Origin of the sequence: Pedobacter sp., from assembly GCF_046462515.1 — a bacterium.
Taxonomy (GTDB): Bacteria; Bacteroidota; Bacteroidia; order Sphingobacteriales; family Sphingobacteriaceae; genus Pedobacter.
Window position 1 is genome coordinate 24,156 of record NZ_JBKGVD010000005.1, and the last position, 22,865, is coordinate 47,020.

Consider the following 22,865-nt stretch of genomic DNA (forward strand, 5'->3'; position numbering starts at 1 on the left):
ATTTAAGATTCATCACTTTTAAAGGTAATTAATTGTTTTTTTATTTTTACACCAGCTATAGTTTCTACCGCTCTCTTAATCTCTGCCAAGCTGTCATTTGTTAATAAGTCAAATTTTACATTTTAACAGGGTTTTTGACCGAAAATCTGCCAAAACCCAATTGGCACATTGCTTGTTAAACTTGTGTAACAATCAATAAAAAGTAAAAAATATTAAAAATCATATGGGAAAAATAATTGGTATTGACTTAGGTACAACAAACTCTTGTGTTGCAGTAATGGAGGGTAACGAGCCTGTTGTTATTGCTAATGCAGAAGGTAAACGTACAACGCCATCTATTGTTGCTTTTGCAGAAAATGGCGAACGTAAAGTTGGGGAGCCTGCAAAACGCCAGGCAATTACAAACCCAACTAAAACTATATATTCTATCAAGCGATTTATGGGCAGCAGCTATGCTGAAGTTGAGAAAGAAATTTCTCGTGTTCCTTATAAAGTTGTAAAAGGAGATAATAATACTCCTCGTGTTGAAATTGATGATCGTAAATATACGCCTCAGGAAATTTCGGCAATGATTTTACAGAAAATGAAGAAAACCGCTGAAGATTTCTTAGGTCAGGAAGTAACAGAGGCTGTAATTACCGTTCCTGCATATTTTAATGATGCACAACGTCAGGCTACTAAAGAGGCTGGAGAGATTGCAGGTTTACAAGTAAAGCGTATCATTAATGAACCTACAGCAGCAGCTTTGGCTTACGGCTTAGATAAAGCCCACAAGGACATGAAAATTGTAGTGTTTGATTGCGGCGGTGGTACACATGACGTATCTGTATTGGAATTAGGCGATGGCGTTTTCGAAGTGAAATCAACTGATGGTGATACCCACTTAGGTGGTGACGACTTTGACCATGTAATTATCGAGTGGTTGGCAGAAGAATTTAAAAACGAGAACGGCATGGATTTACATAAAGATCCTATGGCGTTACAACGTTTAAAAGAAGCTGCTGAAAAAGCTAAAATTGAGCTTTCAAGCACAACCTCTACAGAAATTAATTTGCCTTACATCACTGCTGATGCCAGCGGTCCAAAACACTTGGTTAGAACTTTAAGCAGAGCTAAATTTGAGCAATTGGTATCTGATTTAGTTAAACGTACTATAGAACCTTGTAAATCAGCATTGAAAAATGCAGGCTTATCAGTTGGTGATATTGACGAAATCATTTTAGTAGGTGGTTCTACCCGTATTCCTGCTATACAAGAAGCGGTTAAAAATTTCTTTGGAAAAGAACCTTCTAAAGGTGTAAACCCTGATGAGGTTGTTGCTATTGGTGCAGCTATCCAGGGTGGCGTATTAACAGGAGATGTTAAAGATGTGTTATTGTTAGATGTTACCCCACTTTCATTAGGTATTGAAACTATGGGTGGTGTAATGACTAAATTAATTGAGGCTAATACAACTATCCCAACTAAAAAAACAGAAACTTTCTCTACTGCGGCTGATAACCAACCTTCTGTAGAGATCCATATTTTACAAGGTGAGCGTCCGATGGCAGCTCAAAACCGTACAATTGGACGTTTCATGTTAGATGGTATTCCACCAGCACCTCGTGGTGTGCCTCAAATTGAAGTGGCTTTTGATATCGATGCTAACGGTATTTTACATGTAAGTGCAAAAGATAAAGCTACTGGCAAAGAACAAAAAATCCGTATCGAAGCTTCTTCCGGTTTAACTGATGCCGAAATTCAAAAAATGAAGCAAGAAGCTGAGGCAAATGCAGAAGCAGATGCTAAAGCTAAAGAAGAAGCAGATAAAATAAACAGTGCTGATGCATTGATTTTCTCTACTGAAAAACAATTGAAAGAGTTTGGAGATAAATTATCTGCCGATAAAAAAGCGCCGATTGAAGAAGGTTTGAAAAAATTAAAAGATGCGCATGCTGCCCGTAATTTTGCAGATATCGAAGCTGCCCAAACTGAATTACAAAACGCATGGAATGCAGCTTCTGAAGAAATGTACAAAGCAGGACAAGATGCTCAGCAACCTCAGGGTGATGCTTCGCAAGCAGAACCTCAACAAGGAGGCGGTGATAGTGTAACTGACGTAGATTTTGAAGAAGTTAAAGATGATGATAAGAAGTAATCATAACTGTTTCTTATAAAAAAAGCCCCAATGATATCCACTGGGGCTTTTTTATTTTATTTAGTTGATTATAATCTTTTTCTATTTTCTGTGCCTTGCTTTAGGTTTTTCATGGTATTCTAAATGGTTTGCTTTGCCAAAGTAACGGTTCAACATAAAAATTGCCGGCCATATCAGGGCCGGAGTGAACCTGCTCAACATATTTAATCCATTCTCTCTAGGTAATATCATATCAATAAGAGCACCTAAAAGAAAAATTACAGGTACAATGAGGGTTCTTGAACGAGCCAATTGTCGAGCCTTAATGTCATCAAACCCATTCGAAATTCTTCCTTTGTGTTTAATGATATAAGCCAGCATTCGGTAATTTAAAAGGCCCGTTAAAGCTATATTGAACGAATAAAACCAAAAAGGTAAGCTATAACTTGTATTATCGCTGTAATATGCAGAGCTAAATGGCATTAAGATAATTGAAAATAGAAAAGCAAAATTTTGCCAGATTAGTTTATCATCGTAATCTTTTACAAAAGAAAAAAGGCGATGATGAGAACGCCAATAGATGGCAATGACAAAAAAGCTGATGAAAAACCCAATAAATTTAGGGGTCAGCATCAATAATTGATCTGCCATTTGGGCGGTTGTCATACCTTTATGGACCTCGGGTGATTTAATCTCTATAATTAAAAGGGTAATGGCGATGGCAAAAACAGCATCTGTGAATAAGATCATTCTTTCGATCTGGAATTCCTTTTTTAATTCGTTACCGGCTTGCGACATTTTGTATCTATATTAAATAACTCTCTATAATATCTTGTAATTCTTTTTCGTTAATGTTTAACTCGTATAAAAGCCTGAATTGATTTTTTGCCCTGTCTAAGTTTTGCGTAACATATTTTACCGGATAGTAAATGCTTCCGTTTAAATAATCAGTTAAAAATCTAATCGCCTGCATATAGATAATGTATTTACCGCTAAATAAGATTAGCTCTTTCTCTACAGGTGTTAAAATATTCTTCATTTCTGATAAATAGCCTTCTATCATAGCAGAGAAATAAGGTAGTCTGATATTAATCTTATCGAGATCTGTTTCATTCTCAGAAAAGGCACACAGGTAAGTCCGCATCATATCTCCCAAGTCAGAAATAAATTTACCCGGCATCAATGTATCCAGATCTATTACGCATACACCATTAAATGTTTGTGCATCAAGTAAAACATTGCTGATCTTGGTATCGTGATGCATAACCCTGTCTTGAAAATCGGGATTGTTCTGATATGACTTGAAATAATCTAAAATATAATGATGACCAACAGCTTGTTCAATTTCATCCTCACAGCTTTGTTTCAAAGAGGTGGAAGCAAGGTCCAAAGCCTGCGTGAACTGTGCATATCTTAATTCGAGATCATGAAACCCAGGTATGGTAAGCTGAAGCTGGCTGCTATCAAAATGATTAAGTAACCTGCTTAGCTTGCCAAATTGCTTTGCTGCTTCGTAAGCCTGTTTAGGGTCACTTAATGTATCTAAAGCTACAGTTTGAGGTACATAAGGCATTAAACGCCAGTATTCATTTTCATATTGAACCATTTCCCCACCTTTTGTTGTTTTTATAGAAGAAGGGAAAAGATATTCGGGATAATGCCTATGTAGATATCGGGCAACGATACTGATATTGTGCGCTATGGCTTCGGGTTGTTTAAAAACTTCAGTATTGATATGCTGAAGGATATATTTTTGATCAGGGGTACTAAGTAAATAGGTTCTGTTGATGTGTCCAGAACCTATTTGATGGATTTGTACATCAGCTGTAGAAAATCCGTATTCTTTTAAAATATTTTCAGCAATTTCTAACTCCATAAACTGGTAGGGTATTCGCCATTACTAATTAGTTTATTGATACTTTCCTGTACCAAAGGTTTGTCTTCTTTATAAGTAACACCAAACCACTGGCTACTGGTTGGGATTACTTTAAATTTGGCTACATTGGTTTTGATAAGGTTTTCACCGATTAAAGGAATAAAAAATTCAGCCTTAGGTCTGTCTTTGTTTTCGACGGCAAAGGTTTTAAACAGCTCTTCTGTTGTTTTAAAAACGGCAGGTGTAAAACCCCAGAAATTCATAGATACAGGTGTGTCAAAAGAAAGAGGGGTTTCGGTTTCATTTTCTTCAAAAACGATTGCATCATCTTTTTTGTAAATCTTTGTACGTTCTGTAATATTGGTCAGGTTTTGGGCCTGGTCTACCTCACATACGCCTCTCGATACTGATCCGTATTCAGATAGGGTTTTACCTAACTGATAACCAATTATAGCATAATTTTCATCGTTTGCTTCTGTGGTTAAGAAAGTCATCATTTTCTTAAATGAATCATAACCATAAAAATCATCTGCATTAATTACACAAAAAGGCTCTTTGATTACATTTCTTGCTGAAAGTATAGCATGGGCTGTTCCCCATGGTTTTTCTCTATAGATTTCTTCATTAATACCGAATTGCTTCAGATCAAAGTTCTGGAAAACATAATCAACTTCTATTTTCCCGTTAAGTTTAACATTAAAACGTTCTTTAAAGCTATCTGCAAATTCTTCTTTAATAATGAATATAACTTTACCAAAGCCCGCTTTGATGGCATCGTAAATAGAATAATCTATAATGGTTTCATTGTTAGGGCCAAAGCCATCAATTTGTTTCATGCTGCCATACCTGCTGGCCATTCCTGCAGCTAAAATTAATAAGGTGGGTTTCATTAAAAGATATAATAATTTAAAATTCGTTAATTAGTTTATTTATAAAGATAACTAGCCTCTTGGTTTTTTACCGGTAAGCATACCAAATATTCCTCTCACAATTTCACGCCCTATCTGACGTGTCATTGTAGAATTCATGACTTGTTCGATAAATGTTTTTTCGCCCGGTTTACGTTTGTTTTCCTGTTCTTCACGTTTTGCCTCTTCTTGTTGGGCTTTGATTTGATTTTCTTCTGCTTGTTTTTGATTGATTTTATCTGTTAAAATTTCAAAAGCACTTACCGGATCTATTTTTTCCTGATATTTTTTATAAAGTGGGCTGGCTGTGAAAAGCTTTTCACAATCTGCATTTGTCATAGGACCCATTATAGATTTAGGTGAAGCCAGCATAGTCGCAGAAACCTCGGTAGGTGCACCTTTTTCGTTCAATACCGTAATTAATGCCTGACCTGTACCCAAAGAAGTTAATACTTTATCTATTTGATAGAATTCTGAATGTGGATAGGTATTAACGGTTTTTTTAAGCGCATCAACATCATTTGGTGTAAAGGCACGTAAAGCATGCTGTACACGATTACCGAGTTGAGCTAGAACACTTTCAGGAACATCGATAGGTGATTGGGTGCAGAAAAATACACCAATACCTTTAGATCTGATCAATCGGATAATAGTGTTTACTTGATCTAAAAATGCTTTTGAAGCACCGTTAAATAACAAATGAGCTTCATCAAAGAAAAATACCAGTTTAGGTTTGTCCAGATCGCCTACTTCAGGCATCGACTGGAAGATTTCAGCTAAAAGACTTAATAAAAAAGTTGAGTAGAGAACAGGCTGGTTCTGAACATCTGATATGTTTAACAGACTGATCAGCCCTTTGCCATCAACCTTATTAAATAAATCATCTATATCAAAAGACTTCTCGCCAAACATAGTGCCCAGTCCCTGTTGTTCAATCGCTACGATTTTGCGTAAAATCGTACTGGCCGTAGCAGGCGATATAGAACCATAACTGGCTTTTATTTCGGCAGCTCCATCACCTTCAGATAAATATGAAAGTAGTTTTTTAAGGTCGCCTAAATCAACAACAGGCATTTGATTGTCGTCTGCATATTTGAAAATAACAGCCAACACACCTGTTTGCGTATCATTTAACTCGAGAATTTTAGCCAATAAGATTGGGCCAAACTCTGTTACCGTTGCCCGCATCTGTGCGCCAAGTTTGCCACTTAGAGAGTAGAGCTCAACGGGATAACTGCTAGGTGTAAAAGGTTTGTTCAATTGTGTAGCACGATCTTCAAGCTTAGGATTAGAAGAGCCTTCCTGATTTAAGCCCGATAAATCTCCTTTCACATCCAACATAAAAACAGGTACGCCTGCATCAGAGAGTTGCTCTGCTAAAAGTTGTAAAGTACGGGTCTTTCCGGTTCCGGTTGCTCCGGCAACTAATCCATGGCGGTTCATCATGCGCAGGGGTAGGTTAATTTCTGCCTCGGCAATTACTTCACCGTCAAGGATACCTGCGCCTAGGTAAATGAACTCACCGGAAGGTGCATAAGAAGCTTTTATTTTTTGGGTAAAATTTTCTTTGTTGCTACTCATAAGCTAAAATTTTCAGGGTTTAAGTTAGTAAAGAAATGTGGTAAATGAGCTATTAAACGGTTAATTTTTTAAGTATTTCGGCAATTTTTTTTTTACTCCCATAAGTTGACAAGCTTTGTGCCAAAAAAAACATTTAGTGTTTAGGTTGCATTAGGATTGGATTAATTTTACTGTAATTATGATACGAATATGCCCTAAATTTAATTGCTTTATTTTATCTTTAGCGAGTTTTAATATGAGCTGCTAAAAGTTTAGCGCTAATTCTTTAATGTTTAATATCATAAATAAGAAATGTCAAATTCATCAAAAATTTTCTATACTAAAACAGACGAAGCTCCAATGCTGGCTACCTATTCTTTATTACCTATTATACAGGCTTTTACAGCGTCGGCCGGTATAGAGGTGGAACTTAGGGATATTTCTCTGGCCGGGAGAATTTTAGCTAACTTTCCTGAGTTTTTAAATAACAGTCAGAAAATTGGAGATGCTTTAACAGAGCTTGGTAATTTAGCCACTACTCCAGAAGCTAATATTATTAAACTTCCTAATATTTCGGCTTCAATACCTCAGTTAAAAGCTGCAATTGCCGAGTTGCAGACGCAGGGTTTTGCCTTGCCGGCTTATCCGGATGAAGCTCAGACCGAGGAAGAAAAAGCAATCAAAGCAAAATATGCGAAAGTTTTAGGTTCGGCTGTTAACCCGGTTTTACGTGAAGGAAATTCAGATCGTAGGGCGCCCAAAGCGGTTAAGAATTATGCAAAAGCAAATCCACATTCAATGGGAGCTTGGTCTGCGCAATCAAAAACAAAAGTAGCTTCTATGGATAAAGGTGATTTTTACGGCTCAGAAAAATCTCTGACTATTGAAAACGCTACCCAATTTAAAATAGAATTTGTTGCAGCAAATGGTACAGTTACCGAACTTAAAGGTTTGGCAAATCTTGAGGCAGGAGAAGTGATTGATTCTTCTGTAATGAATTTGGCAGCCTTAAAGGCTTTTGTTGCTAAAACCAAAGAAGAAGCTAAAGCAGAGGGTGTTTTATTATCAGCTCACCTTAAAGCTACCATGATGAAAGTTTCGGACCCAATTATTTTCGGGGCTATTGTAGAGGTATACTTTGCGGATGTCTTTGCGAAATATGGAGAGTTATTTAAATCTTTAGGGATTAATAAAAATAATGGCTTAGGCGAGGTTTATGCGAAAATTGCAGGCACACCGCAAGAAGCTGAGGTAAAATCGGCTATTGAAGCAGCAATTGCAAATGGACCAGCTTTGGCTATGGTAAACTCTGATAAAGGAATTACCAATTTACACGTTCCTTCTGATGTGATTGTAGATGCATCTATGCCCGCTATGATCCGTACCTCGGGTCAAATGTGGAATGCGGAAGGTAAACAACAAGATACCATTGCTATTATACCAGACCGTTGTTATGCGGGTGTTTATACTGCGGTAATTGATGATTGCAAAGCTAACGGAGCTTTAGATCCACGTACAATGGGCTCTGTGCCTAATGTTGGTTTAATGGCGCAAAAGGCTGAAGAATATGGGTCACATGATAAAACTTTCCAGGCAGTTACCAATGGCGTTATCCGTGTAACAGATGCTAATGGAAATGTATTAATGGAGCAACTTGTTGAGGCAGGAGATATTTTCCGTATGTGCCAGACCAAAGATGCCCCAATTCAAGACTGGGTAAAACTGGCTGTTAACAGAGCTCGTTTATCAAATACTCCAGCTGTGTTCTGGTTAGACGAAAATAGAGCGCATGACAGAGAGATCATTAAAAAAGTTAATAAATATTTGCCTGATTTTGATACTAAAGATTTAGATATTCGTATTCTTTCACCAATAGAAGCTTGTAAATTTTCATTAGAAAGAATCAGAAAAGGTGAAGATACTATTTCTGTTACCGGTAATGTGTTGCGTGATTACTTAACAGATTTATTCCCTATTTTAGAATTAGGCACTTCGGCGAAAATGTTATCTATTGTTCCTTTAATGAATGGTGGCGGATTGTTTGAAACCGGAGCAGGGGGGTCTGCACCTAAACATATTGAGCAATTCTTGCAGGAAGGCTATTTGCGTTGGGATTCATTGGGCGAGTTCTTGGCTTTAGGAGCATCGTTAGAACATTTAGCACAAACGCAAAATAATCCTAAAGCTCAGGTATTGGCCGAAGCCTTAGATGTAGCTACTGAAAAATTCCTGGCTAACGATAAATCTCCGGCACGTAAAGTAGGACAGATTGATAACCGTGGTTCTCATTATTATTTGGCTTTATATTGGGCAGAAGCTTTAGCTGCGCAAACTAAAGATCAGGAATTAGCAGATAAATTCTCAACTTTAGCTAATTCTCTCGGTGCAAATGAAGCTAAAATTAATGATGAATTAATAGGTGCACAAGGAAGACCACAAGATATTGGAGGTTATTATAATCCTAATAATGCCTTGGCTAGCCAAGCAATGCGGCCAAGCAAAACCTTGAATAATGCTTTAGCTAATTTCTAATAGAAGTTAAATCGTTAGTCAAAGTCCGGTTATTCTAAATGGCTGGACTTTTGTATTTTTATAGCTTCTTTTTAATGAAATAAGTCTTAAGCTAATAAAACCCATAAGAAGCACATTTATGGAAATAAATACAAATACCGAAAAGTTAAAGGGCTTGTTGAGGCGTTCATAAACGATTTTATCATCTGCGCCAACTCTGTACACTTTCGGCCTTACGGTATTAAAATCTTTTGAAAACAAAAGAATACTTTAAGTCGTTTTAAACGAAAGAGTAGAAATATGGAGAACAAAACAAACAAAGGCGCAAAAGATAAATTGCATGATGAGCTTCGCGCATCGCAGGATATAGATAATCTGGCTTTTAATGAAGAGAAGCAAAGTTTTGAGTACGATACTGAAAGTACTGATGATACATATCGACATCCCTTAGATTATGATACGGTTTCAACAGGAGCGGTAAATGACGATTCAAGCTACGATGAAGCCAATCCTTATGTAGGGGATGAATATGATGATAATAATGCTTTAATACATGATGAGCTGGAAGAGAATGCCATGCATATAGATGAAACAGGCGAAAGTGTAAATTTAAATATGGAAGATAAAATTTTAGGCCGAACAGATGAAGACCTGAGAGATGACCTGGATGAAGAAGGTTATCCTAAAAAAGATACCCCATAGAAATAGCCTTAAGGCAAGAGGTCTAAGTTAAATCTGCGGCGCAATTCTTCAAGCTGCGGATTTTTTTCGACCATGTAATTGTACTTATCTTTATTAGTATAAATCCTGTTGCTTTGCTTGCTTGCAATCCTTTTGGCTTGGATTTGCAGATCGAAATTTTTTAGGTTGGCCCTTAGAAAGTTTAATAAATCAATTTTTTCATTGTGAAAAGTGCTTTCCAAAGCAAGATTTTCTACCAATATGGTGATTTCGGTACCCTCAATTAAAGGCTTATTTGAGCTTAATAAAGTGAAGAGGTTAATCTTATCTTCATTTTTAGCCTTAATACTCAGTTGCTCCCAGTAAAAATAAAACTGCTCTTCCGTAAAGTGTTCGCGATCTGTTCCGTATATATACTGAGGTTCATTTACTTCTTGTCCATTTATTGCTCGGTCTAAATCTGTTAAAGAAGGAACTAATGCGGTGGCTTTGGTATTTGTGCTTGTGCTAAGCTTAATAGAATTGCTTACGGGTATGTGACTGATATCTATAGACGAAAGATAATTCACAGGTTCAGGCTTTTCTCTCTCTTCAACAGGTACAGTTTTGTTTAAAGAGATATGGTTGGATAAATCCTGTGTTTTGCTTTTTTCGACAGAGGTATTATCTGTATTTTTTTTAGGCTCGGGCTGCTCAGTATGATTTGGGGTTATCTGTTTGGTGTTAGTGATAAGATCATGTACAACAGGTTCCGACGATTTAATTAAAGTTTTTTTTTTATCCTGATCTTCGTCAGTTGCTTTAATGGTATTCGCTAATTGTATGACCGAAGGAATGTGGCACATTTTGATGAGCGCAAGCTCCACCTGTAAACGCTGATTTTTGCTGTTTTTATAGTTCAGATCGCATTGGTTGGCCAAATTAAGTGCTGTTAACACAAAACCCAGCTCAATGCTGTTGCTTTGTGCAAGGTAATTTTGTTTGATGGTTTCGCTAACTTCCAACAGGCTGATGGTCTGCTTGTCTTTGGCTACCAATAGGTTTCTAAAATGGCTGGCTAATCCGTTAATGAAATTATTTCCGTCAAAACCATTATTTAGAATCTCGTTGAACAGCAGTAAGGTATTGCTTACATCGCCTTTGATAAGGTAATCTGTCAGTTTGAAATAATAGTCGTAATCTAAAATATTAAGGTTATCGATAACAGATTTGTAGGTAACGTTGCGGTTAGTATAACTTACAATCTGATCAAACATAGAGAGGGCATCACGTAAGCCTCCATCAGCTTTTTGTGCAATGATATGTAAACCATCATTATCAAAACTGATGTTTTCACGACCCGCAATCTTAGCCAGATGTCCTGAAATATCATCAACCTGAATGCGGTTAAAATCAAATATCTGGCAACGAGATAAGATAGTAGGAAGTATCTTGTGTTTTTCGGTAGTAGCTAAAATAAAAATAGCATAGGAAGGCGGTTCTTCCAAAGTTTTTAGAAAAGCATTAAATGCACTTGCAGAAAGCATATGTACCTCATCTATGATGTAAGTTTTAAACTTACCAGCCTGGGGCGGTATGCGTACCTGTTCTATCAAACTCCTGATATCGTCAACCGAGTTATTAGAAGCCGCATCCAGTTCATGGAAATTAAAAGAATGTCCGCTTTGAAAAGAAACACATGATTCGCAGGTGCCACAGGCTTCCTGTTCAGAAGTTAAATTGGTACAGTTTATGGTTTTGGCTAAAATCCTTGCGCAAGTAGTTTTCCCCACTCCACGAGGACCGCAAAATAAAAAAGCCTGCGCCAGTTGATTGTTTTTAATGGCATTTTTTAGCGTTCCAGTAATATGCTGTTGGCCAACTACGGTTTCAAATGTAGCTGGTCTGTATTTTCTAGCCGAAACAATAAAATTTTCCATCAGGCACGAAAATAAGGAAAATTTAGTGGTAAGCTAAAAATAACAAGAATCTGTGGAAAAATTTTTTGCGTAAACCTGTCTTTTTGCGTCAGGAGAAATGTTTTTCACTTTAACAGCAATCAGATATAACAAATAGTTTTATGAACCAAATATATTTCTACCTTTGCCGCTTTAAAACAAGAGCGCTCAGAATGAAAAAAATAGCTGAATTTTCGAAATTTGTAGGAGGTTTTCTAACTTATCTTTATAGTTTAACCAAGATTATTTGCTCAATTTATTTTCTCTAAAACTTGTTTTAGCAAGTGTTTTTCCTTTGTTGTGGCTTCAGATTTAAAACTTCTTTTGTGCTAAACTTCTTTAAGTGCTTGTTAAATAGAAAATTATTATCTAAATTTGCAACCCGTTTTAAATGGCGGATAATAAATTAAAAATCAATTAAATAACAACAATGAATCAGTACGAAACTGTTATCGTTCTTACCCCATTGTTATCAGAAGATGCTGCAAAAGAAGCACTTGCTAAATTTAAAAGCATTCTTACTGATGGCGGAGCCGAAATTATCGCAGAAGATAATTGGGGTTTGAGAAAATTAGCATATCCGATTGACAAAAAGGTTAACGGATATTTTCACCTTACCGAATACAAAACCGAAGGTGAATTAATAAGCAAGTTAGAGCTAGAATTAAAACGCGATGAACGTGTTTTACGTTTCTTAACTGTAAAATTAGATCGTCATGCGGTTGCCTACAACGAGAAAAAACGTAGTGGGGCCTTTAACAAAAAACCTAAGAAAGAGGAGGCTACAGCATAATGGCAAAAGAACAAATTCAATATGTTACTGCTCCAAAAGTGGACGATAACAGAAAAAAATATTGCCGTTTTAAAAAGAACGGTATCAAATATATTGATTACAAAGACGCAAACTTCTTATTAAAGTTTGTGAATGAGCAAGGTAAAATTTTACCTCGTCGCTTAACGGGTACTTCTTTAAAGTTCCAACGTAAAGTGGCTCAAGCTGTAAAACGTGCTCGTCATATCGGTTTATTACCTTTTGTTACAGACCAATTAAAATAGGAATTGAGCAATGGAAGTTATTTTAAAACAAGATATCAAATCACTAGGTGAGAAAGATGATATCGTTACGGTAAAGCCTGGTTATGGTCGTAACTATTTAATCCCGCAAGGTTTTGCTATTTTAGCAACTCCATCTGCAAAAAAAGTATTAGCAGAAAACCTGAAACAAGCAGCTTTCAAACAAGAGAAAGTGAAGAAAGATGCTGAAGCTATAGCTACACAATTAGCTGATATTAAATTAACTATTGGTGCTAAAGCTGGTGAGACAGGAAAGATTTTTGGTGCAGTAAACACTATTATGATTTCTGATGCTTTAAAAGCTAAAGGTTTTGAAGTAGATCGTCGTCGCATTACTTTCGAAACCGAGCCTAAAACTCTAGGCGAATATGTAGCTAACTTAAACTTACACAAAGAAGTTAAAGTTAAAGTACCTTTTGAGGTTGTTGCTGAGTAATTCAGTTTAACTATACATGAGAGGCCCTTCAGGAAATATCCTGAAGGGTTTTTTGTTTTTATAAAAAATAGATTTAAATAGATTGTGTGGGGTTTTGGGGAGGATGTTTACTAAATAATTCATAATCAATAAAATATATCTTGGTTTTATTTACGGGTTATACCTAAAATGTGGAAAAATAACCGTACCTTTGCCCCTTAATTTCAAAAAAATAGAATGACGAACCCATTTAGTAAATTGGGGATAAGTGATGATGTCGTTAATGCCGTTAAAGCGTTAGGTTTCGAAAACCCAACGCCGATTCAGGAACAAGCCATTCCTGTGCTGTTAGAGGGTAGTAACGATTTTGTTGGTTTGGCCCAAACAGGAACAGGAAAAACAGCCGCTTTTGGATTGCCGCTGTTAGAATTAATCGATTTTAAAGTTAATAAACCGCAGGCATTAATTTTATGCCCTACGCGTGAACTTTGCTTGCAGATAGCTAACGATATTAGAAATTTCTCTAAAAACCTAGCCAATGCGCATGTGGTTGCAGTATACGGCGGAGCCAGTATTGTACAGCAATTACGTGAAATCAGAAACGGAGTGCAGATTGTAGTTGCTACTCCAGGACGTATGTTAGATATCATTGATAGAAAAGCTATTGATTTTTCTAACGTGAATTATGTGGTATTAGATGAAGCTGACGAGATGTTAAACATGGGTTTCCAGGAAGACATCAACAGCATTTTATCAACAACACCAGATGATAAAAAAACTTGGTTATTCTCTGCAACTATGCCACCTGAGGTACGCAGAATTGCCAAAAATTACATGGAAAACCCTACGGAGTTAACTATGGGTACCAAGAATACAGGTAATGCCAATATTGAACATGAATATTATGTGGTAAGAGCACGGGATAAATATGCTGCTTTGAAACGTATTGTTGATTATAATCCTGATATTTTTGGAGTGGTTTTTTGTAAAACCAAAATGGATACGCAGGATGTTGCCGAACATTTAATTAAAGACGGTTATAATGCTGATGCTTTACATGGTGATTTGTCTCAACAACAGCGGGATAAAGTAATGAAACGTTTCCGTGAGCGCAGTATGCAGCTTTTAATCGCAACAGACGTAGCAGCGAGAGGTATTGATGTTAATGACGTAACGCACGTAATAAACTTTGCACTGCCTGATGAGATAGAGAGTTACACCCACAGAAGCGGTCGTACTGCCCGTGCAGGAAAAACAGGTACTTCAATCTGTATCATCAATTCAAAAGAAATTGGTAAAATCAGACAAATTGAAAAGATTATCGGTAAAAAGTTTACCAAAGCTGAATTACCAACTGGTTTTGATGTTTGTGAAAAGCAATTGTTTGGATTGATACATCGTGTACATAATGTAGAGGTGAACGAAGAGCAAATCGATAAATACATGTCTCGTATCAACGATGAATTTACTGATTTGACCAAAGAAGAAGTAATCAAGAAATTTGCTTCGCTTGAATTTAACCGCTTTTTAGAGTATTATCAGAATGCTCCTGATTTAAATATCAGAGAAGATGAAAAATTTGAAAGAAGCAGTCGCGGATCAAGAACTTTTGAAAATAACGGAGGTTATACCCGTTTATTTATCAACGTTGGGTCTGTAGATGACTTTACCAGAGGAGATTTATTGGGCTTTGTGTGCAATAATGGTAAAATTAGTGGTAAAACCATTGGTAAGATAGACTTGAAAGGCGTATTTTCTTTTGTTGAAGTAGAAAATAGCCAGGTAGATACCTTGTTCACCAACTTTAAAGATGTTAGCTATAATGGCAGAGAAGTAAGGATTGAAGTAAGTGGAGAGCCAAGTACAAGCAGAGGTAATGGAGACCGTAGAAGAGGCGGAGGAGGTTTTGGATCTGAACGCAGAAGAGAAGGTGGAGGCGAAAGAAGAAACGACAGACGCAGTGGGGGCAGACGTGAAGGCGGTAGCAGCGGATCTGGCTTCAGAGATTTCTCAGGTCGTAAACGTGAAGAGAGAAGTGGCAGGAGGGAAGGCAGTAACGACAGAAAAAGAAGATCATAAATAAAAAAGCGAAGTTTAACTTCGCTTTTTTATTTCCTTTTAATTATTATCTTTTTTAGGTCTGTTTTTAATCTGGCTTGATTTTAAATAAATTTTAGCACCTTTTTTGTTTACATAATATTTTCTGTTTTTACTGTCTATGTAAACATCACTTCCATCAGGGGCCATTTTGCCATCCCATACTTTATCTGCTACTTTTGCTGTTCCTTTTACAGCTACTTCAGCAGTTTTGTTACCTACGGCTGTGGCACCTTTTTCAATTGCATTACCTGTTTTTTGTAAGGCCTTACCTACCTCTGTCTTTTTCTTTTCTTGTTTTTTTTCTTGCGCATAAGAGGCAGAAGAAACGCTACAAATAATAAGAGCGGCTGCTACGCTCATTAAATATTTTCTTTTCATAGGCTTAGATTTTAGAGTTGAAACCTTAATTTAACCTATATAACAAGCTATAAAACAAAAAGTTTGCAGGCAATTTAGCTTAATTTTTCAGTTAAAAGCTTTATGCTTTGTTGAGGCGTTTCTTTTTCGTAAAGGATACGGTATACGGCGCTGAGTATAGGCATATTTACCCCGAAATTTTTGTTGATCTGGTACATGCTATTTGTGGCATAAAAACCTTCTGCAATCATATTCATTTCCAGTTGTGCAGACTTAACTGTATAGCCTTTACCAATCATATTGCCAAAAGTACGGTTTCTGCTAAATTGCGAATAAGCTGTTACCAGCAGATCTCCCAAATAAGCAGATTCCTTGATATCTCTCTCAATAGGGTGCACTGCATCTACAAAATCTTTAATCTCTCTGATGGCATTAGAAATTAAAACGGCCTGAAAATTATCTCCATAACCTAAACCATGACAAATGCCACTGGCAACTGCATAAATATTTTTGAGTACTGCTGCATATTCTGTTCCGAATATGTCATCAGATGTAATCGTTTTTATATAACGATTGCTTAAAAAGTCGGAGAAAACAGCAGCAAGTTTTTTGTCTGTTCCTGCAATGGTAAGATAAGATAGTTTTTCAAGGGCTACTTCTTCTGCATGACATGGCCCGCTAATTACTAGGATATTATGATACGGAACATCAAAGTTTTCGTTTAAAAAAGTAGCAACGATCTGATTATATTCAGGTACCATTCCTTTAATAGCAGAAATGATTTTTTTGCCCTTTAACTGTTCTCGGCTTAACCCAGAAAGAGTACTCTTTAAAAAAGCGGCCGGAACATTAAGAATAATATAGTCTGCATGATCAACTACAAAATTTAAATCAACTGAAACATTTGAAGAAGGAATATTGATTTCTACTGCGCTTAAGTATTTGGGATTATGCTTAAAATTTTTAATATAAGCTATTGCCTCGGTGTCACGCATCCACCAAAAAATTTCTTTTGATGAAATATTATCCGAAAGCATTTTTATAATTGCGGTTGCCCAACTGCCACCACCTATAACGGCTATTTTGCTAGTCATGTTTTTAATTAATTCTTTTAACCAGATTGTTTCTTTGCCTGGTTAAAGCAAGCTGTTTATTACAACTTTAAAAAAGCGAAAAGGTTTAAATTAACCATTTGTTAACAGCTAATTTAAACCTTTTCAAAATTAATTAAATATTTAAGATAAAGTAAGATTACTTTTTATTGTCTGAAGTAAACAGTTTGTCTTTTGTTGTTTTTTCTACTTTAGCCCCATCTTTTAATTTATTCTGAATAGCTGAGTAAGGACCTGATACAATTTCCTGATTTGCTTTTAAACCAGATTTAACAATAATAAACTGATCGTTTTGTATGCCGGTAGCTACTTCCTGTTTTTTTACAGTACTGGTTTTGGCATCAAAAAGATATACATATTGTTTTACTTTCTTATCAGTTAGTCTGCTTTTCTGCTTCTCGTTATTAGAATTGTTGTTATTACCAGAAGAAGAATTTGTTTCAGATTTATCATTACCTGTAAATACAGCCTGAATAGGGACAGCTAAACCTTTTACACTTTCAGTCTCGATGTCGACAGTAGCAGACAAACCCGGTCTGAAAGGAGAGGGAAGGTCTTTGGCCCCACCTTTTACTTTTTCATATGAATCTGCTGAAAGCCTAACTTTTACAGAGAAATTGGTAACTTGATCAACAGATGTTGTGGCAGAACCAACTGCATTTGATGAGCTCGCAATTTCGGTTACTACACCTCTGAATTTTTTATCGCTGAAAGCATCAATCTCAACAGTAGCACTGTCGCCAATGCTTACACGATTAATATCATTTTCATTAACATCTACATTCGCTTCCATATTACTCAGGTTGGAAATACGCATAATTTCAGTTCCGGCCATTTGTGCGGTTCCTAATATACGATCGCCAAGTTCAATAGATAACTTTGAAACCACACCATTAACAGGAGCGTAAATAGTGGTTTTAGCTAAATTGGCCCCTGCTTCCTTAACGTTTGCTCCCGATTGCTCTAATCCAAATTTAGTGCCTACAACATTTTCTTTAGCACTGGCCAGAGATGATTTTGAGGTTAAATAGGCAGCCTTTGCAGCATCAAATTCTGAAGCTGATATCACTTTTCTATTATATAATTCTACATTACGTTTATAGGTAGCATTGGCATTGTCATAATTCGCCTGAGCCTGTATTAACTGCTGTTCTGCAGATGCTACGCTGGCTTTTTGGGCATTATATGAAGCAACTGCTCTTTCGTAACCAGATTGTAATACATCAGGGCGCACTTTACAGAGCAACTGGCCTTTTTTAACCACATCGCCTTCTTTTACCAAAAGCTCAATCACCTCGCCCGATACTTCGGAACTTAATTTTACTTCTGTTTCAGGTTGTATTTTACCGCTGGCCGTAACAGTTTCAGTAATTTTGTTTTCTGTTACTTTATCAACGGTAACCTTTTCAAGCTGCTCTTTGCCTATTACACCCGTTACTTTAAGTACAATTAATAACACCAGTACGGCGCCAATTGCTATCAAAATGTGCTTTAATTTCATGTTAAATGATATGGATATTTTGTTTCGTTAAAATACTATTTGTTTGCCTAAATAATAATCGATAACCTTAGCCTTAAACAATAAATCGTATTTAGCCTGTATCATATCGGTTTCGGCTTTATTTTTATTGGTTAATGCTGTGCTGTAGTCTAAAGAATTTACCAAACCTACCTGATAGCGTTGATCTATTACATAAAATGCGTCTTTTTGCGCATCAAATGCATTCTTTGTTGATGCAAAACGACTTTCGGCCGCTTTTAAATCTGCAACAGCCTGATGGATTATTTTATTTAAATTGTTTTTAGTTAATTGTTCTTGTATACGTGTATTTTCATAGCTTATTCTTGCTTTTCTAACGCTTGATCGGGCGTTAAAACCATTGAAAATAGGGACAGAAAGGCTAAGACCTACATATTGGCCAAAGTTGTCTTTGATTTGAGATGAGAAACTCTGAGTTGTAAAACTGCTTGAATAATTACTTCCTAAACCCCCTCCCATTGATAAACGAGGGAAGTATGAGCCTTTGGCAATATCAATTGCTTTGGCTGCTGCAAGGGTTCTAAAAGAAGCTAATTTCACATCAGGGAAATTACTTGCGGCAGTATTATATACCTCATTTGCAGAATAAGTATTTAAAACCGCTAACTGATCAACTAACGGTGCCTGGACTTCGAATGTATAACTTGCGGGTTTTTCCATTAATTGAGTTAATGAAAGAAAAGATATGTTCAAATTGTTCTCTGCATTTGTAACATTAAGCTCCGAGGTTGCAACCTGAGATTTTGCCTGAGAGATGTCTGCTAAAGTTTTGTTTCCAACTTCAAGTAATTGCTGTTGCTGGTTTAATTGTTGTTTAGCTACATCAAGCTGATCTTTGGCTACTTTTAGTAGGTCCTTGTTGTATAAAACCTGCATATAAGCTGTAACAACCTGAAGAATTAAATCATTTTTGACTTTATCTACATTCGTTTTATCTACGTCTAATAACAGCTTGTTCTGTTTAATCTGGTTTAATTTTTGCCATCCTGAAAATAAATCTAAACCGGCAGACAAATTTCCATTTATTGAGTTAAACTGTTGACTGATGTACTGGTTTGTTGAAGGGTCAATACTTCTACCAAAGTTTTTGTTAAAGCCGCTATTGGCATTTAAGGTAGGCAGTAAGGCATTTTTGGATTGTTTTAAATTTTCATCGCTTAATGCATAATTAAACTGTGCTTGTTTGATCTGTAAATTGTTTTTTAATGTACTGTCAATAGCCTGCTGAATGGTAATAACTTCCTGCGCTTTAGATTGTCCGATAAAGCCAAATAAAGGCATACCGGTTAATAAACATAATTGCGTCAGATAAATAAATTTTTTGTTTTTTTTCATAAATTACTGTTGTACCATGTAAAATAAAACCTTCGGGTTTTCATAAATTTTTAAAGCACAGCACTAAAATTTTTACTTTTATGCCATGTACTTAGTCAGGCCACCTTTCTTTTTAAAATGGTACTATTCGAGTTTAGTCTGGAATAAAGATACCACTAAAAAAACAATCTACTTAACATTTGACGATGGCCCTATACCAAATGTTACAGATTTTGTATTAAATACCTTAAAAAGGTTTAACATTAAGGCAACTTTTTTCTGTATTGGTGATAATATTAGTAAGCACCCGCATGTTTATGAACGTTTAAAATTAGAAGGGCATGCTGTTGGTAATCATACTTTTAATCATTTAAAAGGATGGAAAACAGATGACCAAGTTTACCTGGAAAATTTTTTAAAATGTCAGGAGTTTACCCAAACCAATTTATTTCGTCCGCCATATGGCAGGATCAGAAAATCTCAAATAGCTCAACTTAAATCACAAATGCCCAAACTCCATATCATAATGTGGGATGTGCTAAGTGGCGATTTTGATCTTTCTCTATCACCAGAAAAATGCTACCAGAACGTTGTTAAAAATGTTAGAAACGGATCCATCATTGTTTTTCATGATAGTTTGAAAGCCTGGGACAGGTTAGAATATGCGCTGCCTAAAGCTATTGAAACACTCATCAATAAAGGATATCAATTTGAAACGTTATAACATTGCTTTTTGAGCTATTGCTATGCCAAAAAGTTAATTAAGTCTCAAACCATATGTAAATGTTATCCGTTATAAACATTGCTGTTCGTTTTTGTACTAAAGTGTTCGATTTTGTACAATTTAATACAGGTAATGATAAATAGAATAAGCTCTTTATTTTGTTTATAGGGCGTTTATCAGAGTTGTTTGGAATTATTCCAAATAATATAATGAGATTAAGATTATCTTCATAGCCCTATTTTTTTTGTAAATTCGCTCGGAAATAAGATTTTATAACCTTTTAATAAAAGACGATCAATGGCATTTGATATAGAAATGATTAAAAAGGTTTATGCAAACTTTAGCAGTCGTGTAGATGCGGCTCGTAATGTAGTTGGTAAACCTTTAACACTTGCAGAGAAAATTTTATATGCTCACTTATGGGACGGAAATGCTACTAAGGCGTTTGTAAGAGGAACGGATTATGTAGATTTTGCCCCAGACAGAGTAGCCATGCAGGATGCAACTGCGCAAATGGCTCTATTACAATTCATGCAAGCTGGTAGACCTAAGGTAGCAGTTCCTTCTACTGTTCATTGCGATCACTTGATTACTGCAAAAGAAGGTGCTGATATTGATTTGCCAAGAGCAAAAACGGAGAGTGCCGAAGTATTTGATTTTTTATCATCGGTATCTAATAAATACGGAATTGGCTTCTGGAAACCAGGAGCAGGTATCATACACCAGGTAGTTCTAGAAAATTATGCGTTCCCTGGCGGAATGATGATAGGTACAGATAGTCATACGGTAAACGCAGGAGGTTTAGGTATGGTTGCTATTGGTGTTGGGGGTGCAGATGCATGCGATGTAATGGCTGGCTTGCCTTGGGAACTTAAATTCCCTAAACTGATTGGAGTTAAATTAACCGGTAAATTAAATGGGTGGACCTCAGCTAAAGATGTGATTTTAAAAGTAGCAGGTATTCTGACTGTAAAAGGTGGTACTGGTTCTATTGTAGAATATTTTGGTGAGGGTGCAAAAAATCTGAGCTGTACAGGTAAAGGAACAATCTGTAACATGGGGGCAGAGATTGGTGCTACTACATCAACTTTTGGATTTGATGATAGTATGGAACGTTACCTTCGTGCTACCAATCGTGCAGATGTAGCTGATGCTGCAAATGCAATTAAAGACCACTTAACAGGAGATCCTGAAGTTTACGCAAATCCGGAGCAATATTTTGACCAGGTTATAGAAATTAATCTTGATGAATTGGAACCTTATTTGAACGGTCCGTTTACACCTGATTTGGCTACACCTATTTCTAAAATGAAAGAAGTTGCAGCAGCTAACGGATGGCCATCTAAAGTAGAATGGGGTTTAATTGGCTCATGTACCAATTCATCTTATGAAGACTTATCACGTGCGGCATCTGTAGCTAAACAGGCTATAGCTAAAGGCTTAGGTAAAAAAGCAGAATTTGGTATTAACCCAGGTTCAGAACAAGTACGCTATACGGCAAACAGAGATGGATTATTAGAAACTTTTGAGGATTTAGATGCGACTATTTTTACCAATGCATGTGGTCCTTGTATCGGTATGTGGGACCGCGTAGGAGCTGAGAAGCAAGAGAAGAATACAATTGTACATTCATTTAACCGTAACTTTGCTAAACGTGCAGATGGCAATCCTAATACTTACGCTTTTGTAACTTCACCTGAATTGGTGGCAGCTTTGGCAATCGCTGGTGATTTAGGTTTTAACCCCATTACAGATACTTTGACTAACGATAAAGGCGAGCAGGTAAAATTAGATCCACCAGTTGGAGATGAACTACCGGTAAAGGGATATGCTGTAGAAGATGCAGGTTATCAGGCGCCGGCAGAAGATGGCTCTAAAGTAGAAGTGCTGGTTTCTCCAACTTCGCACCGTTTACAATTATTAGATCCGTTTGCGCCGTGGGAAGGCACAGACCTTAAAGGTTTAAAATTATTAATCAAAGCTAAAGGTAAATGTACTACCGACCATATTTCAATGGCCGGTCCTTGGTTAAAATTCCGTGGTCACTTAGATAATATCTCCAATAATATGTTGATTGGTGCTGTAAACTTCTTTAATGATAAAACAGACAGCGTTAAAAACCAGCTAACAGGAGAATATGGTGCAGTTCCGGCTACACAGCGTGCTTATAAAGCTGCGGGTATCGGTTCTATTGTGGTGGGTGATGAGAATTATGGAGAAGGATCATCTCGTGAGCATGCAGCTATGGAGCCTCGTCATTTAGGTGTGCGTGCGGTATTGGTAAAATCTTTTGCCCGTATTCACGAAACTAACCTTAAAAAACAAGGTATGTTAGCATTAACCTTTGCTGATAAAGACGATTATAATAAAATCAAAGAAGATGATATTATTGACATTATTGGTTTAACAGAATTCGCGCCTAATAAACCTTTAAGCGTGGTCTTGCACCATGCTGATGGTTCAGAAGATACAATTGCAGTAAATCATAGTTATAATGATCAGCAAATAGAATGGTTTAAAGCAGGTGGGGCTTTAAACATCATCAGAAGAGAAGCCGCTGCTAAAGCAGGAAAATAAAAAATAATTTTTCTATATAATCCCTCTTGGTTTAAACTAAGAGGGATTTTTTATTTTGTATTG

The 22,865-nt window shown here is 36.4% G+C and carries 18 protein-coding genes; 9 read left to right on the forward strand and 9 right to left on the reverse strand.

The genetic code is table 11. The features are described 5' to 3' along the window. The first annotated feature begins 223 nt into the window (after positions 1-223). Complete coding sequence (gene dnaK / locus ACLHG9_RS05100) at positions 224-2,137, forward strand: molecular chaperone DnaK (protein WP_410220425.1); 1,914 nt, start codon at positions 224-226, stop codon at positions 2,135-2,137. An 81-nt stretch (positions 2,138-2,218) separates the two neighbouring features. Here dnaK and ACLHG9_RS05105 read toward each other — a convergent pair whose 3' ends face one another. Genes ACLHG9_RS05105 through ACLHG9_RS05120 form a run of 4 tightly spaced genes read right to left on the reverse strand, consistent with a single transcriptional unit; the run spans position 2,219 to position 6,481 of the window. Continuing rightward, the gene (locus ACLHG9_RS05105) at positions 2,219-2,914 is read right to left on the reverse strand and encodes a TMEM175 family protein (RefSeq protein WP_410220426.1); all 696 of its coding nucleotides are present in this window, start codon (positions 2,912-2,914) and stop codon (positions 2,219-2,221) included. A 7-nt stretch (positions 2,915-2,921) separates the two neighbouring features. Further along, the gene (locus tag ACLHG9_RS05110) at positions 2,922-3,992 is read right to left on the reverse strand and encodes a phosphotransferase enzyme family protein (RefSeq protein ID WP_410220427.1); all 1,071 of its coding nucleotides are present in this window, start codon (positions 3,990-3,992) and stop codon (positions 2,922-2,924) included. After that, entirely contained in the window at positions 3,983-4,882 is a 900-nt protein-coding gene (locus ACLHG9_RS05115) for an NDP-sugar synthase (RefSeq protein WP_410220428.1), read from the reverse strand. The genes ACLHG9_RS05110 and ACLHG9_RS05115 overlap by 10 nt, the downstream gene beginning before the upstream one ends. A 51-nt stretch (positions 4,883-4,933) precedes the next feature. After that, positions 4,934-6,481 (reverse strand): helicase HerA-like domain-containing protein, encoded by a 1,548-nt coding sequence (locus tag ACLHG9_RS05120; protein WP_410220429.1) that lies wholly within the window; start codon positions 6,479-6,481, stop codon positions 4,934-4,936. 291 nt (positions 6,482-6,772) lie between these two features. Here ACLHG9_RS05120 and ACLHG9_RS05125 point away from each other — a divergent pair, with 291 nt between their 5' ends. Together ACLHG9_RS05125 and ACLHG9_RS05130 are read left to right on the forward strand one after the other, a co-directional pair. Beyond that, a complete protein-coding gene (locus ACLHG9_RS05125; protein ID WP_410220430.1) occupies positions 6,773-8,992 on the forward strand; it encodes an NADP-dependent isocitrate dehydrogenase in 2,220 nt (739 codons plus the stop codon). A 279-nt stretch (positions 8,993-9,271) separates the two neighbouring features. Continuing rightward, a complete protein-coding gene (locus tag ACLHG9_RS05130) occupies positions 9,272-9,673 on the forward strand; it encodes a hypothetical protein (RefSeq protein ID WP_410220431.1) in 402 nt (133 codons plus the stop codon). Between the two features lie 8 nt (positions 9,674-9,681). Here the strand turns inward: ACLHG9_RS05130 and ACLHG9_RS05135 are convergent, their stop codons facing one another. After that, complete coding sequence (locus ACLHG9_RS05135; RefSeq protein WP_410220432.1) at positions 9,682-11,571, reverse strand: DNA polymerase III subunit gamma/tau; 1,890 nt, start codon at positions 11,569-11,571, stop codon at positions 9,682-9,684. A 448-nt stretch (positions 11,572-12,019) separates the two neighbouring features. On the opposite strand from ACLHG9_RS05135, the gene rpsF reads away from it, so the two are divergent. From rpsF to ACLHG9_RS05155, 4 genes are all read left to right on the forward strand, one after another. Beyond that, positions 12,020-12,382, forward strand: coding sequence for a 30S ribosomal protein S6 (gene rpsF, locus ACLHG9_RS05140; RefSeq protein ID WP_410220433.1), 363 nt, complete (start codon positions 12,020-12,022; stop codon positions 12,380-12,382). Then, positions 12,382-12,645 carry a 30S ribosomal protein S18 gene (gene rpsR / locus ACLHG9_RS05145; RefSeq protein WP_243360632.1) on the forward strand — a complete coding sequence of 88 codons (264 nt, stop codon included), beginning with the start codon at positions 12,382-12,384 and terminating at the stop codon, positions 12,643-12,645. Before rpsF ends, rpsR begins: the two co-directional genes overlap by 1 nt. A gap of 10 nt (positions 12,646-12,655) precedes the next feature. Then, positions 12,656-13,099: a 50S ribosomal protein L9 gene (gene rplI / locus ACLHG9_RS05150; RefSeq protein ID WP_410220434.1), complete on the forward strand. Its 444-nt coding sequence runs from the start codon at positions 12,656-12,658 to the stop codon at positions 13,097-13,099. 216 nt (positions 13,100-13,315) lie between these two features. Continuing rightward, positions 13,316-15,157, forward strand: a complete 1,842-nt coding sequence (locus ACLHG9_RS05155) for a DEAD/DEAH box helicase (RefSeq protein WP_410220435.1) — start codon at positions 13,316-13,318, stop codon at positions 15,155-15,157. Positions 15,158-15,196: 39 nt separating this feature from the next. On the opposite strand, the gene ACLHG9_RS05160 is transcribed toward ACLHG9_RS05155, so the two are convergent. The 4 genes from ACLHG9_RS05160 to ACLHG9_RS05175 all read right to left on the reverse strand — a co-directional run bounded on the left by ACLHG9_RS05160 (position 15,197) and on the right by ACLHG9_RS05175 (position 19,522). Beyond that, positions 15,197-15,556, reverse strand: coding sequence for a hypothetical protein (locus tag ACLHG9_RS05160; protein ID WP_410220436.1), 360 nt, complete (start codon positions 15,554-15,556; stop codon positions 15,197-15,199). Positions 15,557-15,630: 74 nt separating this feature from the next. Further along, positions 15,631-16,629: an NAD(P)H-dependent glycerol-3-phosphate dehydrogenase gene (locus ACLHG9_RS05165; protein WP_410220437.1), complete on the reverse strand. Its 999-nt coding sequence runs from the start codon at positions 16,627-16,629 to the stop codon at positions 15,631-15,633. Between the two features lie 157 nt (positions 16,630-16,786). Continuing rightward, positions 16,787-18,148 carry an efflux RND transporter periplasmic adaptor subunit gene (locus ACLHG9_RS05170; RefSeq protein WP_410220438.1) on the reverse strand — a complete coding sequence of 454 codons (1,362 nt, stop codon included), beginning with the start codon at positions 18,146-18,148 and terminating at the stop codon, positions 16,787-16,789. 27 nt (positions 18,149-18,175) lie between these two features. Then, on the reverse strand, positions 18,176-19,522 hold the full coding sequence (locus ACLHG9_RS05175) for a TolC family protein (protein ID WP_410220439.1): 1,347 nt from the start codon (positions 19,520-19,522) through the stop codon (positions 18,176-18,178). An 85-nt stretch (positions 19,523-19,607) separates the two neighbouring features. Between ACLHG9_RS05175 and ACLHG9_RS05180 the strand changes: the two genes are divergently transcribed. Then, positions 19,608-20,225 (forward strand): polysaccharide deacetylase family protein, encoded by a 618-nt coding sequence (locus tag ACLHG9_RS05180; RefSeq protein WP_410220440.1) that lies wholly within the window; start codon positions 19,608-19,610, stop codon positions 20,223-20,225. Positions 20,226-20,522: 297 nt separating this feature from the next. Continuing rightward, a complete protein-coding gene (locus ACLHG9_RS05185) occupies positions 20,523-22,802 on the forward strand; it encodes an aconitate hydratase (RefSeq protein ID WP_410220441.1) in 2,280 nt (759 codons plus the stop codon). Positions 22,803-22,865: the final 63 nt, after the last annotated feature.

Coding starts and splice junctions, on each gene's coding strand:
- dnaK (WP_410220425.1), top strand. CDS start 224: ATGGGAAAAATAATTGGTATTGACTTAGGTACAACAAACTCTTGTGTT.
- ACLHG9_RS05105 (WP_410220426.1), bottom strand. CDS start 2,914: ATGTCGCAAGCCGGTAACGAATTAAAAAAGGAATTCCAGATCGAAAGA.
- ACLHG9_RS05110 (WP_410220427.1), bottom strand. CDS start 3,992: ATGGAGTTAGAAATTGCTGAAAATATTTTAAAAGAATACGGATTTTCT.
- ACLHG9_RS05115 (WP_410220428.1), bottom strand. CDS start 4,882: ATGAAACCCACCTTATTAATTTTAGCTGCAGGAATGGCCAGCAGGTAT.
- ACLHG9_RS05120 (WP_410220429.1), bottom strand. CDS start 6,481: ATGAGTAGCAACAAAGAAAATTTTACCCAAAAAATAAAAGCTTCTTAT.
- ACLHG9_RS05125 (WP_410220430.1), top strand. CDS start 6,773: ATGTCAAATTCATCAAAAATTTTCTATACTAAAACAGACGAAGCTCCA.
- ACLHG9_RS05130 (WP_410220431.1), top strand. CDS start 9,272: ATGGAGAACAAAACAAACAAAGGCGCAAAAGATAAATTGCATGATGAG.
- ACLHG9_RS05135 (WP_410220432.1), bottom strand. CDS start 11,571: ATGGAAAATTTTATTGTTTCGGCTAGAAAATACAGACCAGCTACATTT.
- rpsF (WP_410220433.1), top strand. CDS start 12,020: ATGAATCAGTACGAAACTGTTATCGTTCTTACCCCATTGTTATCAGAA.
- rpsR (WP_243360632.1), top strand. CDS start 12,382: ATGGCAAAAGAACAAATTCAATATGTTACTGCTCCAAAAGTGGACGAT.
- rplI (WP_410220434.1), top strand. CDS start 12,656: ATGGAAGTTATTTTAAAACAAGATATCAAATCACTAGGTGAGAAAGAT.
- ACLHG9_RS05155 (WP_410220435.1), top strand. CDS start 13,316: ATGACGAACCCATTTAGTAAATTGGGGATAAGTGATGATGTCGTTAAT.
- ACLHG9_RS05160 (WP_410220436.1), bottom strand. CDS start 15,556: ATGAAAAGAAAATATTTAATGAGCGTAGCAGCCGCTCTTATTATTTGT.
- ACLHG9_RS05165 (WP_410220437.1), bottom strand. CDS start 16,629: ATGACTAGCAAAATAGCCGTTATAGGTGGTGGCAGTTGGGCAACCGCA.
- ACLHG9_RS05170 (WP_410220438.1), bottom strand. CDS start 18,148: ATGAAATTAAAGCACATTTTGATAGCAATTGGCGCCGTACTGGTGTTA.
- ACLHG9_RS05175 (WP_410220439.1), bottom strand. CDS start 19,522: ATGAAAAAAAACAAAAAATTTATTTATCTGACGCAATTATGTTTATTA.
- ACLHG9_RS05180 (WP_410220440.1), top strand. CDS start 19,608: ATGTACTTAGTCAGGCCACCTTTCTTTTTAAAATGGTACTATTCGAGT.
- ACLHG9_RS05185 (WP_410220441.1), top strand. CDS start 20,523: ATGGCATTTGATATAGAAATGATTAAAAAGGTTTATGCAAACTTTAGC.